This is a genomic window from Ensifer sp. ENS10, assembly GCF_014852025.1.
GTDB lineage: Bacteria > Pseudomonadota > Alphaproteobacteria > Rhizobiales > Rhizobiaceae > Ensifer.
The window spans coordinates 439,845-452,632 of record NZ_JACVAS010000001.1; the positions used below are offsets into that span (position 1 = coordinate 439,845).

The following is a 12,788-nucleotide window of genomic DNA, read 5'->3' on the forward strand; positions in this document are numbered from 1 at the left end:
ATGCTGAACCAACTTCGCCCTGCCATCGTGATGACATTGCTCCTGACGCTCATCACCGGGCTTGCCTATCCCTTCGCCATCACCGGCATGTCGCAGGTGCTGATGCCGGCACAGGCAAACGGCAGCCTCATCGAGAAGGACGGTGCCCTGATCGGTTCCGAGCTGATCGGTCAGAACTTCACTTCCGACAAGTATTTCTGGCCGCGCCCATCGGCGACCGGACCGGAAGCCTACAATGCCGGCGCCTCGAGTGGCTCCAACCTTGGCACGACCTCGGTCAAGCTGAAGGATCGCGTCGCCGCCGACGTCGAGCGACTGAAGACCGCCGGCCTTGCCGGCGAAATTCCCGCCGACGCGGTGACGACGTCAGGCTCCGGCCTCGATCCGCATATCACGCCGGCTTTTGCCCAGGCGCAGGTGGCCCGCATTGCCAAGGCGCGCGGTCTCACCGAAGCCGATGTTACCGCGCTGGTTGACAAGGCAACGGAAGGCCGTCTGCTCGGGGTCGTAGGCGAGCCGCGCGTCAATGTGCTAGAACTCAATCTGGCCCTTGATGCGCCCGAACCTGATATCTCACGCCTGAGACGATGAATGCCCGACAGTGAACGCGACGCCAAAAGTCGCCCGGACCCAGACGCACTGCTTGCCCTTGCCGCGCAGGATCGCCGAGGAAAGCTGACAGTTTTCCTCGGCGCAGCCCCCGGCGTCGGCAAAACCTATGCGATGCTGACGCGGGCCCGCCGGCTCAAGCAGGACGGCGTCGATATCGTCATCGGGCTTGTCGAAACCCATGGGCGCAGCGAGACCGCCGCGCTCATTGAGGATCTGGAAATCTTGCCGCGCCGCGATGTGAACCATCGCGGCCGCGTGCTGTCCGAGTTCGACCTGGATGCGGCCCTTGCCCGACGTCCCAAGATCATCGTCGTTGACGAACTCGCTCACAGCAACCCGGCTGAATGCCGGCATCCGAAGCGCTATCAGGACATCGAGGAACTGATCGCTGCGGGCATCGATGTCTGGACGGCGCTCAATATCCAGCACCTCGAAAGCCTTTCGGACATCGTCGCGCAGATCGCCGGGGTACCGGTGCGCGAGCGGGTGCCGGATACGGTGCTGAAGCGCGCCGACGAGGTGCTGCTCGTCGATCTGCCGCCGGCCGAACTGATCGAGCGGCTAAAGGAAGGCAAGGTCTATCTGCCCGACAGCGCCAAGCGTGCTGTCAATCGCTTCTTTCGCCTCGGCAACTTGACGGCACTGCGCGAACTGGCGCTCAGGCGCACGGCCGACCGGGTCGACGACCAGATGGTCGACTACCTCAAGCAGAATGCGATCGAAGGCGTTTGGGCGAGCGGCGAGCGCCTGCTCGTCTGCATCGGGTCCGATGCGCTTTCCGAGAAGGTGGTCCGCACCGCAAGCCGGCTGGCAGAGGGATTGAACGCTCCCTGGATTGTCGTCTTCATTGAGCGCGCCGACCGTGAGAGCGGCGATGGTGAGGATGTGCGCCGGCTCGACGAGACCTTTCGTCTTGCCGAACAGCTTGGCGCCGAGACGCGCCGCATCATCGGCAACGACTTCGTCGAGGAGATCTTGAAGCTTGCGCGTCGCGAACATGCGACGCAGATCGTCATCGGCGCGCGCCGCCAGTCCTTTCCGATGCGGCTGTTCCGCCAGTCGCTTCCCGACGCCTTGGCCGAGCGCGTGTCCGGCGTCGGCATTCATCTCGTCACCGATCGTGAGACGGTGCCAACCAAGCGACGGTCCGCTGCGAAGAGGACGCTGCCGCCCGGAACCGCGCGCGCCGTTGGCATCGCCGCCGGGTCAGTGGCTGTGTCGACGGCAGTCGGCCTTTTGCTCGGCCACTTCGTCGTCCTGCCCAACATTTCGCTGCTTTATCTGCTAGCAGTGCTCGCTTCGGCGACCTATGCCGGCCACATCTCGGCGATCGCCGCCTCGCTGTTTTCGGTGCTCGCCTACAACTTCTTCTTCATCAAGCCCACCGGTACCTTCACCATTGCCGAGCCGCACGAGGTTTTTGCACTGGTCATCTTCCTGGTCGCCGCTGCCCTTGCCGGCAGCCTCGCATCGCGGGTGCGCGAACAGGCGAAGACCGCCCGCCGGCGCGCCGCAGCGACCCAGGCGCTCTACGATTTCTCCCGCAAGCTTTCCGGCACCGCCAAGGCCGACGACGTGCTTTGGGCGGCGGTGACGCAGATGCAGACCACACTCAGGCGCAGCTCGGCGCTGTTGCTGCCGGAGGAGGGCGACCTGCAATTGAAGGCTGCCTGGCCGCCGGATACCGAGCTCGATGTCACCGATATCATGGCGGCGCGCTGGGCGATGGACAAAAGGGAGCCGGCCGGCAATGGTACGGGCACCCTGCCCAACAGCCCGTTTCATTTCCGCCCTCTGACCAGCCCGCACGGTGTCGTCGGCGTCTGCGGCTTCGTTCAGGCGGATAAGCCGCTTGAAATCAACGAGGAGCGCGCGCTGGCGGCGATCCTCGACCAGACCGCGATCGCTGTCGACCGGGCGCGTCTGTCGCGCGAAAGCCTGGACCAGGCGGCGAAGCTCGAAGGCGAGCGCTTTCGTGCGGCCCTCCTGTCGTCGATCTCCCATGACCTCCGGACGCCGCTTGCGACCATCACCGGCGCGGTCACCAGCCTGCGCCAACTCGGCGACCGCATGCCGCCGGAAAGCCGCGATGACCTGCTGCAGTCGATCGAGGAGGAGGGAGCGCGCCTGACGCGCTTCGTTGCCAACCTGCTCGACATGACCCGCATCGAAGCGGGCACCGTCAACGCCAAGCGCGACTGGGTCGACGTCGCCGACGCAGTGCGGGCGTCCGTCGATCGTGCCCGCAAGTACTTTCCCGAGCGCGAGATCGAAACCAGCATCGCGCCGGACCTGCCTTTGATGCGCGGCGACAGCGTGCTTCTCGGGCAGGTGCTTTTCAACCTGCTCGACAACGCCAACAAATACGGCGGCGACGAGCCGATCAGCATCTATGCCCGCTCGGACGGCAACGAGATCGTGCTGTCGGTGACCGACCTCGGCAGGGGCATTGCGCCGAAGGATCTCGAGCAGGTCTTCGAGAAATTCTTCCGCCGCGGCAAGGCGGATGGCCGTACGCCAGGGACAGGCCTTGGGCTGTCGATCGCCAAGGGCTTCGTCGAGGCCATGGGCGGGCAGATCAAAGCGGAAAGCCCGGCGCTTCGCCGCCGCGGCACGCGCATTTCCATGCGCTTTCCTGCCGCCAAGGCCGAAATCTCCGAAAAGGACAGTGCATGAGCGTGGAGCGTATCCTCGTTGTCGACGACGAACCGCAGATCCAGCGTTTCCTGAAGCCCGCATTGAGCGCTGCCGGCTATGACGTGCTGGAGGCCATGACCGGTGCCGAGGCATTGAAGGCGGCCGCAACGACGGCGCCGGACCTCGTCATCCTCGATCTCGGCCTGCCCGATATGGACGGCAAGGAGGTCATCGCAAACCTGCGTGGCTGGTCCCAGGTGCCGATCATCATCCTGTCAGCCCGCGACCGTGAAAGCGAAAAGATCGCCGCGCTCGACCTTGGCGCCGACGATTACATTGAAAAACCCTTCGGCATCGGCGAGCTGACCGCCCGCATCCGCACGGCACTGCGTCACCGCATCCAGATGGAGGGCGGCCAGACGCAGCTTTCTGCCGATGGCGTATCGATCGACACCATCAAGCGCGTGGTGACGAAGGATGGCGAGCCGGTGCGGCTGACGCCGAAGGAATATGATCTCTTGGTGATGCTGGCGCACCATGCCGGCCGTGTCGTCACCCACAAGACGCTGCTGACCTCGGTCTGGGGCGTCGCGCATGGCGAGGACCTGCACTATCTCAGAGTCTTCATCGGTCAGTTGCGCGGCAAGATCGAGCGTGACCCGGCCGACCCGAAGATCATCCGCACGGAGCCGGGCGTCGGCTACCGCTTCGTCGGCGACGACGGTTGATGGCGGGCTGCCGTCAAAGAGCGGCAGCCGCTGATCCGTCACTTGATCTTCACGGGCTGCGGCGTGTCGCTTGACAGCGTATCTCCGACGACCACCCTCTTCTTCTTCGTCGGCTGCGGATTTTCGAGGATCGATACCGGCGCCGAGACGGTGACCGCAGCGACATTGCCGACATTTCTCGCCGTGCCGGCAACAACCGCGGCAATGCCGGTTCCGACCGAGATGTCGGAGTCGGTGAGCGTCTGCCCCGTGGCAAGCCGCGTGCCGATGAGCTGAACGATCTGCGGGCTTTCTGCGAACTTGCCGTGATGCAGGCCGTCCTCCGTCTTGACCTTGGTCAGGTCGATGGCGGTGATGCCGGCCCTTTCCAGCTGGGTACGGTAGGGCTCCGCCGATGGGTCGATCGCGCCAAGGCGAGATACGTCACCGGAAATGAAACTCGAAAGTGCCAGCGCACGATCGTCCTGCGAAACGAAGATCGTGAACTTCGGCCGCTTCTTGCCCATCTCGACGAATTGCTTGGCAAAGACGTCGAGATCGATATCCGGCGAGGCGAGAATGACGTTCTCGATCTTCGACGGCACGTTGCCGTCGCGGATGGCCATCTGCCGGAGCGATTCCATCGTCAGCCAGGTCCCCATCGAATGGGCGAGGATGGTGATGTCCTTCACCTTCGGCGCGTCCGAGAGCTTTTTCAGAATGTCTTCGAGTGCCGTGCGCGAATAGTTCGTGCTTTCCTTGTCGTAATTGTAGTCGAACACATTGGCACGGGACGGCCAGGTAAACAGGACTGGCGTTGCCTGGACCTCCGAGTCGTGGACGATCTGGGCAAGGCGGTAGACGGAATCCTCGTAGCGGTTGTTGAAGCCGTGGACGAAGACGAAGGCGTGGCCGCCGACGTCGTGTTGTAGAAACCAGGACTTGGCTTCATCGAGTGTCTGGAGCTCACGCACACGCGTGACGGCGAATTCCTTGGCGGGATCCGGGGGCAGCTTGCGCGGCCATTGCACGGTGCCAGATTTCCGCACCGTGTCCGGCGGGATCGAGACCGCGACGTCGGTGAGGAAGGTATTGGCGTCTCGCTCGCCGGAAAACAGCGTCGCCGGATCGCCGGACGGTTGGCGCGTGGTTGCGACAAGCATGTCTACGGTCGATGTACCGGGGGTGGGAGCGGTGACCGCGACAGGTGCCATCACGCCCTTGGCATGACCACCGCATCCGGCAAGCAATGCCAAAGCCGCCAGGACGAAGGTTGTCCGCCCTCCTCTTGCACATCCGTGCTGCAGCGAACCCTGAAACCCCACCCGCTCGAACATCGGCATCCCCATATACGCCTGAACTTGGCCGCATCTGATCGCGCTTTCGCGAAACGAAGATGACAACACTCGGCGCTAATATGCAAGCGGCTGGGGATTGCGGTTTCGCCGTTGGGTTGTTGATGAGCGCAGGTTCTCCCGTGCTGCGGGCTGCCGCAACACGGGGAGGGTGCCTTTGATGGACGCTTGGCCGCCTATTCCGCCGCAGTTGCCAGCGTCTTCAGAATTGCATGCACTGCCTTGATGCGCTCCGGATTCGGGAAGTTCCGGTTCGCCAGCATGACGACACCGATCTTCTTTTCCGGAACGAAGGCGACATAGCCGCCGAAGCCGCTGGTGGATCCGGTCTTGTTGTAAAGCGTCGCGCCATCGGGCCGCTTCGGAGGGTTCAATGCCGTAGCCGGATTGGCTTCCATGGCCATCGTCCCGGAGTTGCCGTCGAGCAGCCGCTCCAGCGAAACCGGGTAGGGATACTGCTCCCAGCCGAGGCTCTGGATCATCTTGCCGGTATCGAAGTAGCCGATATGCGTTCCCTCTAGGGCCTTGCGAACGGGGCCGTCGAACTGCTCCGGCTGGATATTGGCTTCGACGAAGCGGATCATGTCTGCCGCGGAGGATTTCACGCCGTAGGCCTCGGCGTCGAACATGCCCGGGTTGACCCGGATCGGCTTGTCTGCCTTGCCGTAGCCCCAGGCGTAGCTGCCCATCGCGCTTCTGGGCACGGTGACATAGCTGTGCTTGAGGCCGAGCTTCGGAAACAACTCGGTCTCGAGCGCCGTGGCGAAATTGCTGCCCATCGCCAGGCCCGCGGCATGGCCGAAGAGGCCGATGCTCGGGTTGGAGTAGCGACGCTCCTTGCCTGGTTCGGCGCCCGGTTTCCAGTTGCTGAAGTAAGTCAGCATGTCAGCGTTGCTCTTGACCTCGTCGGGGAACTGCAACGGCAGGCCGCCGGCGGTATAGGTGGCGAGATTGAGCAGGGTCGCCTTGTCGATCGCGCTGCCGCTGAGATCTGGCATGTATTTGCCGGGATGGTCGTCGAAGGACAGCTTGCCGAGCACCTGCGCATAGGATGCGAGCGTGCCGGCAAAGGTCTTGCTGATCGAGCCCAGCTCGAACAGTGTGTTTTCGGTGACGGGCGCCTTCGTTTCCTTGGAGGCGACGCCGTAGTTGACGAAGTAGTGCTGGCCGTCAACGGTGACCGCGATCGCCATGCCCGGCACCTTGTATTCGCCCATGATCGGTCGGATTGCCTTGTCCACGGTGGCGGCAATTCGGGCCTGCTCGCCGTCCGCGGCAAAGACGGTCGCGGTGAGTGAAAAGAGGATTGCAGTAGTAAGCCCTAATTTGATTGTCGTCATTCTATCCATTCGGTCTGCTCTTTCTTGCAAGGCGGGGATGCCCATGGTTTGGCCGGATCGGGCATCTGCCCGAAACAGCAGCGGATAATCGGGTCGGTTCCGCTGAATGTGCGTTTCGTCCGTGCGGTGGATACGCGAGGTGAAAGCAAGAGGCCCGTGCCGGGCAAGCCAGACCTAGCCCGCTCGCCGCTAGGCCACAAACGATGATATCTCGCGGGAGACCCAAATAAATCTAGGGCGAGGGGATTTTTCGTCCGTCGGCGCACGTCCCTGGCCAAGGCTGTGGGTTATTGCGGCGGGAAAGCTAATACTACGCGGAACATTGTCATTGCCGGCGGCAAAGGGTAGTATTCGCCCGTCAAGTTTGGGGCCCTTGTCTCCGGACTATGTGTTTTATTGGTGAGCTGCTTCAGAAAAAACAGAAGAGCCTCCCTTATCCTGGGAGCATACTCGGAAGCTTATTTACATCCGACGCCACTCAATGGCGCCTCCGCCCGATCTCTATTCCAAACAGACGGCCATATTGGAGGATAAAATGAGCAAACAGACCGTAACTATCATTCTTGCCGGCGCCCTAGCCTTGTCCGGGTGCCAATCTGCCTACGTGTCGAAGAGCGGCCCGACGGGCAACGAATTCGGCTGCATTGCCGGAACGGTGGGTGGCGCAATCGTCGGCGGCCTGATCGGCTCGACGATCGGCTCTGGTACTGGTCAGCTCTGGGCGGTTGGCGGTGGTGCGACACTTGGCGCTGCAGCCGGCAATGCGCTGACGTGCCGCTACTATTGATCGCGGAAGGTTGAGGGATGAGAAAGCTCGTTCTTTTCAGCGTCCTTGTGTTCTACCCGGCTGGTCTCGCTGTCGCGCAGCAGGCTGCAACGATGAACCAGGGCCAGATGAGTGCGCTCGACAGCAACAAGGACGGCGCGGTCGAACGTTCCGAATACGAGAGCTTCATGACGGCCGCCTTTGCCAACCTCGACAAGAACAAGGACGGAAGTCTCAGCCCCGACGAGACGAAGCAGGCGCTGAACGCTCAGCAGTTTGCTGCCACCGACGCCAACAGCGACGGCAAGGTCACCCAGAAGGAGTTTCTGGACAGGGTGATGGCCGACTTCAAGACTGCGGATCGCAGTGGCGACGGCAACCTGAAGTGACGGCTGAAACGGCAGGTTGGTCTGGGTTTGATGTCCCGTTGTGAATGTAGCGGCCGGCTGAAATGCCGGCCGCCACCTCGCATTCACCGCAGAAGCTTCAGCAATTCCTTGGCGCCGGAGGTCGAGGACGCCGGATTCTGTCCGGTGACGAGACGGCCATCGACGACCGTGAAATCCGCCCAATCGGCTGCCTTCTCGAAGCGACCGCCGAGACGCTTCAATTCGTCTTCGACGAGGAAGGGGACGACATCCGTCAGTTGCACGGCTTCCTCCTCCGAGTTGGTGAAGCCGGTGACGCGCTTTCCCTTGACGATAGGCTCACCCTGATAGGTTACCTTGCGGAGCACCCCCGGCCCATGGCAGACGGCAGCGACCGGCTTGCCGGCATTGTAGAAGCTCTCGATCAGCGCGATCGAGTTCACGTCGTTGGCGAGGTCCCACATCGGTCCGTGACCGCCCGGATAGAACACCGCGTCGAAATCATCGGCCTTGACGTCGGCAAGCCGGTGGGTGTTGGCGAGGACCCGTTGCGCGGCGGGATCGTCCTTGAAGCGGGCCATCGCTTCGGTCTGGTTGCCCGGATCGTCGCTTTTCGGGTCGATCGGCGGCTGCCCACCCTTGGGCGAGGCCAGGGTAATGTCGACGCCCGCATCCCGGAAAACGTAATAGGGCGCAGCGAATTCCTCGAGCCAGAAACCGGTCGGTTTGCCGGTATTGCCAAGCTGGTCATGTGAGGTCAGAACCATCAGTATCTTCATCTTTCGCTCCCTTTGACGCGGCGGCTCCCGTTGAGCCGCCGATTGGCATGGCACCGGCTACTCGCGGTACTTCGCGGTGTAGTGGCCGAGGTTCCTTTCAATGTCGCCGGGTTGCTGCAGTCCCTGCTCGACCAAAGCCTTGACGCGGGATTGCGCCGCTGGGCGCTGGACCGAAGTGATGAACGCATCCCACCCGGGTTGCATTTCCGCCTGCGGTGGCAGGCTGGCGCTGTCAATCAGCTTCTTGGTCTCGACAATGGCATATTGATCGAACGGGGCGATGCGTTTCGCCAGGGCATCGACAAAGGCATCAGTTCCGCGTCCGGTAGTGCTCTGTTCACGTAGCCGTAGCGTTCGGCCAGTTCACCGTTGAAATCATCCGCGCCGATCAGAATTTCGATCGCTCGGCCGCGGCCGACGAGGCGAGGCAGGTAGGCCATCGGCCCGCCGCCCGGGACGCAGCCGGCACCGACTTCGAACTGCGATAGTACCGCTTTCTCGCGGCTGGCGAAACGCATGTCGGCCGCAAGCGCCAGTTCGCTGCCGATGCCGCTTGCCCGCCCGCGAATGGAAACGATCGTCACGGCCTGCAGGCGGCTGAGGCGCGTCATGAAATCGGGCACGGGATGCATGCCCGTCGGCCCGGGAGGCATGCCGGTGGAAGATGGCCGGCATTTGCACGGGCGGCGCAATCCTAAATCTCCTTGCTGGCGCTCTTGCCATCGGGCTGCGCCAGGAGAATCTCTTCTGGTTTTTCGGTGGTGCCATAGTCTCGCTCATTGGATCACTTGTCGCATTCCTGTTTGAATTGCTGATCGCGGGACGAAACCTGTTGCGGCAGATACGAATGGACCGAGTTCCCATGGAGCAAGACTGACCAAATACTTCTCACCTTGGCAGCCGTTCACGCTGCTGAACGGCCAACGGCCGTACCTTCAAGGCGAGATATTCGAGCGAAATTCCCGCGGTCCGTTGCCGGTTGCCTTTCGGAATGCCCGGGCAAAATTGGCTGGGGACGAATACCCTAACTCCGCCGAGACGCGCGTGATCGAGCCGTTCGTATGCAGCAGCAGCTCAATGGCTCGCTGAACCCTTGCGGCGCCCGCCAACCCGCGAAAATCGGTGCCAGCCCGATTCAGTTCACGTTGCAGCGTCCGGACGCTGGTGTCCAATGTTTGCGCGGCGCTATCGATCGACACGCTGCCGGTGAGAACTTGGACCCGCACCTGCTCCACGATGACCTCGAGCAGATCCCGTGGAGCGCCGCCTTGCCGGTCTCGCGCCACATCCTCGATGGTGACAATTGGCCACGAAGCGGCCCTTGGAGCAGCGGAAAGATGATGGCGATCCATGACGATGCTTGTCGCGGGTGCGTTGAAGAGAACCGGACACTGGAAGACGTCTTCAAAAATGCCCGTCTGGCGCGGTCTGTCGGTGTCAAGCTCGACGCGCAGCGGTCGCCAGTCAGAGGGCAGATAAGGCTTGAAGAGGCTGAGCAGGACGCCCGCGGCGGCACAGACAATACTGGCATATCCAGAGTGGCCGGCCAAAGCGAACGCATAGCTGTACCGTACCTCGTCGCCAACCACTGCGACTGACATCCTATCAACCGTACTGTGAAAACGAAGGCCAGCAATGCTGCGCTCGATGGCCTGCCCCAAGGAGTCGGCGCCAAGCACGTAGTGTCCGAAGCTGCCATAGTTGGCGATGTTCATCATCGGCGTGATCAGAATTCCGAAGTTGGCCTCACCGGCTGTCCGCGCGGCCGCCTCGACGAAGCCGATTACCGCCGCGTGCGGGATGAAGCAGTTCTCTCCCTCGGTCAGTTCGAGATCGAACCCGATAGCACGATTGGCCTGCAGCAGCGCCTTTTGCCCCATTTCACGGCGTATGAAGGCCGGCATACCAGACAGGATGCGGTTGGAGATGACCGGGATCTCAGCCATGCGTGCAACACTCCAGAAATAAGACAGCCGTGGCGCAAAATGAGTGGTTTTGTATTGCGAATACTGTTTAGTGCCGTAAAACGTGTGAGTAGCACAAGTAGAGATCTGAACGTCTTGCGACCTATGGGAGGGGTACGACTATGACAACCAGACGGAACCTACTGCTAGCAGCCACAGCTGTCGCGGCGACGACAGTGCCGTTCATGCCGCGACTGGCGCAGGCGACCGATGAAGCGGCCGACTTCCTGTTCGTTCAAACCGCAAGCGCTATGAAATTCGACAAGGCGACGAGCAAGCTGACGCTCGAAGGTATTGGCGGCGCCACGTTGTTTTTCTCTGACCGTCCGGAGCGCATTGCCGGGAACATGGCCACGACCGCTTTCTTGCCGTTCTGGAGCAAGGGCAAGGACAGCTTCCTTTCCGATCCGCCGAATGCCGACCTGTCGATCCTCGAAGGGAACAAGCTCCGACAGGTTGTCGTCGTCCTGGAGAATCCGGAGCTGAACGACAATAACTTGACTTACACGGTCAAGGTGGTTGGTGGCGAAATGCCGGAGAAGGGCTCCGAGGTCTCTGTGTTCATCGACATCATCGGCATGCCGTTGACGCCGCTCTCTTATGCAGGCGTGGCCAGGCGCGGCTACCGGCGGGCATTTCTGTATTAGCACCCGCCGGATTGCGCGTCGGTGCGATCCCGACTGCAGCCTGCACAGCTCTCGCGAATACCTCACCAACAGCCAACGAACTGCACAATTGCGTCCAGGGTTCCTGAGCTGCCCCACAGCTCTCGTCGTTTCGATAACTCATCGAATAATGGAGGAGTACGGTAAATGTTGACGAAGAGAGATCTACTTCGATCCACCGCGGTGATCGCCGCTAGCGCTGCGATTGCGAGGCCAAGCCTGCTGATGGCGCAGAGCTATCCCGGCATCATCGAGGCCAAGGACATTGCCGAGGAAGGCTTCATCTATGGCCTGCCGCTCGTGATGAACTATGCGGTCATGCAGGAGTATGCCGTAGACCGAAACTCGGGGCAGTTCAAGGCACCGTTCAACGAAATTTACAACATGCACCATGTCGCCACCCCGGCGGACACGGCAATCATCACGCCGAACAGCGACACTCCTTACTCGATTCTCTGGCTGGATTTGCGCGCCGAACCGATGGTCATCTCTGTGCCGACGGTCGAAAAGGACCGCTACTACTCGGTCCAACTGATCGACGGCAACACCTACAATTTCGGCTACATCGGCACGCGCGCCACGGGGACTGAGCCGGGCAACTATCTGGTGGTCGGCCCCGACTGGAAAGGGGAAACGCCCCCCGGAATCAAGCAGGTCTTCCGATCGACGACGCCGTTCACGTTCGCGGCTTTCCGTACCCAGCTCTTCCACCCTGACGACATGCCGAACGTCGAGAAAATTCAGGCCGGCTACAAGGCGCAGCCGCTTTCCGCTTTCCTTCGACAACCCGCCCCGCTTGCCGCGCCCAAGATCGAGTTCCTTCCTGCCACCACTGCCGGGATCAAGGATAACTTCTTCCAGTATCTCGACGCGGCCCTGCAGTTCGTCCCTGAGACGGCAAGGGACAAGGAGGTTCGTGCGAAACTTGCCAAGATTGGCATCGGTCCCGGCAAGACCTTCGAGTTCAAGGATCTATCGCTCGAACATAGAGCCGAATTCCTGGTGGCCATGAAGCAAGGAAATGACAAAGTCGACAAATGGCTGGCCAGCGGAAACAAGGACATCAACGGCTGGAACATCGGCTCGTTCTTTGGCGACGAGGCCTTCTACAACGGCGATTGGTTGATGCGGGCAGGCGCCGCCAAGGGCGGCCTCTATGGCAACGATGCCGTAGAAGCCATGTACCCCTATACCCGAACGGACGCTACCGGTGAGCCGCTCGACGCCAGCAAGCATAACTACACGATCACCTTCGCACCCGATCAGTTGCCGCCAGTGAATGCGTTTTGGTCCGTTACGATGTACGACGGCAAGAGCCAGCTCTTGGTCAAGAATCCGATCAATCGCTACCTCATCAACTCTCCGATGTTGCCGGCGATGAAAAAGGGGGCGGACGGCTCGCTGACGCTGTACATCCAAAAAGACAGCCCCGGTGCGGACAAGGAGTCCAATTGGCTTCCGGCGCCGGACGACAAAATCTATCTCGTGATGCGCCTATATTGGCCGAAGCCTACGCCACCTTCGATCTTGCCGGCGGGCCAGGGCACCTGGCAGCCGCCGGGCGTCAAAGTGGCGCAATAATCCCGACCAAGCTG

Annotated in this window: 11 protein-coding genes and 2 pseudogenes; 8 read left to right on the forward strand and 5 right to left on the reverse strand. The window is 61.6% G+C overall.

Annotated elements, in window-relative coordinates:
• The 3 genes from kdpC to IB265_RS02200 are packed head-to-tail and all read left to right on the forward strand — an operon-like array spanning position 1 to position 3,977.
• The gene (gene kdpC, locus IB265_RS02190) at positions 1–591 is read left to right on the forward strand and encodes a potassium-transporting ATPase subunit KdpC (protein ID WP_057248085.1); all 591 of its coding nucleotides are present in this window, start codon (positions 1–3) and stop codon (positions 589–591) included.
• Positions 592–3,288, forward strand: a complete 2,697-nt coding sequence (locus tag IB265_RS02195; protein WP_057248086.1) for a sensor histidine kinase KdpD — start codon at positions 592–594, stop codon at positions 3,286–3,288.
• Complete coding sequence (locus tag IB265_RS02200; protein WP_057248087.1) at positions 3,285–3,977, forward strand: response regulator; 693 nt, start codon at positions 3,285–3,287, stop codon at positions 3,975–3,977. The genes IB265_RS02195 and IB265_RS02200 overlap by 4 nt, the downstream gene beginning before the upstream one ends.
• Positions 3,978–4,015: 38 nt before the next feature.
• Here the strand turns inward: IB265_RS02200 and IB265_RS02205 are convergent, their stop codons facing one another.
• Together IB265_RS02205 and ampC are read right to left on the reverse strand one after the other, a co-directional pair.
• On the reverse strand, positions 4,016–5,293 hold the full coding sequence (locus tag IB265_RS02205) for an alpha/beta hydrolase (RefSeq protein WP_082615711.1): 1,278 nt from the start codon (positions 5,291–5,293) through the stop codon (positions 4,016–4,018).
• Between the two features lie 194 nt (positions 5,294–5,487).
• Positions 5,488–6,651, reverse strand: coding sequence for a class C beta-lactamase (gene ampC, locus IB265_RS02210; RefSeq protein WP_200964154.1), 1,164 nt, complete (start codon positions 6,649–6,651; stop codon positions 5,488–5,490).
• Positions 6,652–7,186: 535 nt separating this feature from the next.
• Between ampC and IB265_RS02215 the strand changes: the two genes are divergently transcribed.
• The gene (locus IB265_RS02215; protein WP_057248089.1) at positions 7,187–7,438 is read left to right on the forward strand and encodes a glycine zipper 2TM domain-containing protein; all 252 of its coding nucleotides are present in this window, start codon (positions 7,187–7,189) and stop codon (positions 7,436–7,438) included.
• A 17-nt stretch (positions 7,439–7,455) separates the two neighbouring features.
• Entirely contained in the window at positions 7,456–7,806 is a 351-nt protein-coding gene (locus IB265_RS02220; protein WP_057248090.1) for an EF-hand domain-containing protein, read from the forward strand.
• Positions 7,807–7,889: 83 nt separating this feature from the next.
• On the opposite strand, the gene IB265_RS02225 is transcribed toward IB265_RS02220, so the two are convergent.
• Both IB265_RS02225 and IB265_RS02230 read right to left on the reverse strand, forming a co-directional pair.
• Positions 7,890–8,564 (reverse strand): type 1 glutamine amidotransferase domain-containing protein, encoded by a 675-nt coding sequence (locus tag IB265_RS02225; protein WP_057248091.1) that lies wholly within the window; start codon positions 8,562–8,564, stop codon positions 7,890–7,892.
• A gap of 57 nt (positions 8,565–8,621) precedes the next feature.
• Positions 8,622–9,226: pseudogene (locus tag IB265_RS02230) on the reverse strand (enoyl-CoA hydratase/isomerase family protein); the annotation flags it as partial.
• Positions 9,227–9,228: 2 nt separating this feature from the next.
• Here IB265_RS02230 and IB265_RS37560 point away from each other — a divergent pair.
• Positions 9,229–9,441: pseudogene (locus IB265_RS37560) on the forward strand (DUF2721 domain-containing protein); the annotation flags it as partial.
• A 58-nt stretch (positions 9,442–9,499) separates the two neighbouring features.
• Here IB265_RS37560 and IB265_RS02235 read toward each other — a convergent pair.
• The gene (locus IB265_RS02235; protein ID WP_057248092.1) at positions 9,500–10,510 is read right to left on the reverse strand and encodes an AraC family transcriptional regulator; all 1,011 of its coding nucleotides are present in this window, start codon (positions 10,508–10,510) and stop codon (positions 9,500–9,502) included.
• A gap of 203 nt (positions 10,511–10,713) precedes the next feature.
• Here IB265_RS02235 and IB265_RS02240 point away from each other — a divergent pair, with 203 nt between their 5' ends.
• Together IB265_RS02240 and IB265_RS02245 are read left to right on the forward strand one after the other, a co-directional pair.
• Positions 10,714–11,175, forward strand: coding sequence for a hypothetical protein (locus tag IB265_RS02240; RefSeq protein WP_057248259.1), 462 nt, complete (start codon positions 10,714–10,716; stop codon positions 11,173–11,175).
• A 165-nt stretch (positions 11,176–11,340) separates the two neighbouring features.
• Positions 11,341–12,774 carry a DUF1254 domain-containing protein gene (locus IB265_RS02245; protein WP_057248093.1) on the forward strand — a complete coding sequence of 478 codons (1,434 nt, stop codon included), beginning with the start codon at positions 11,341–11,343 and terminating at the stop codon, positions 12,772–12,774.
• The last annotated feature ends 14 nt before the right edge of the window (positions 12,775–12,788 follow it).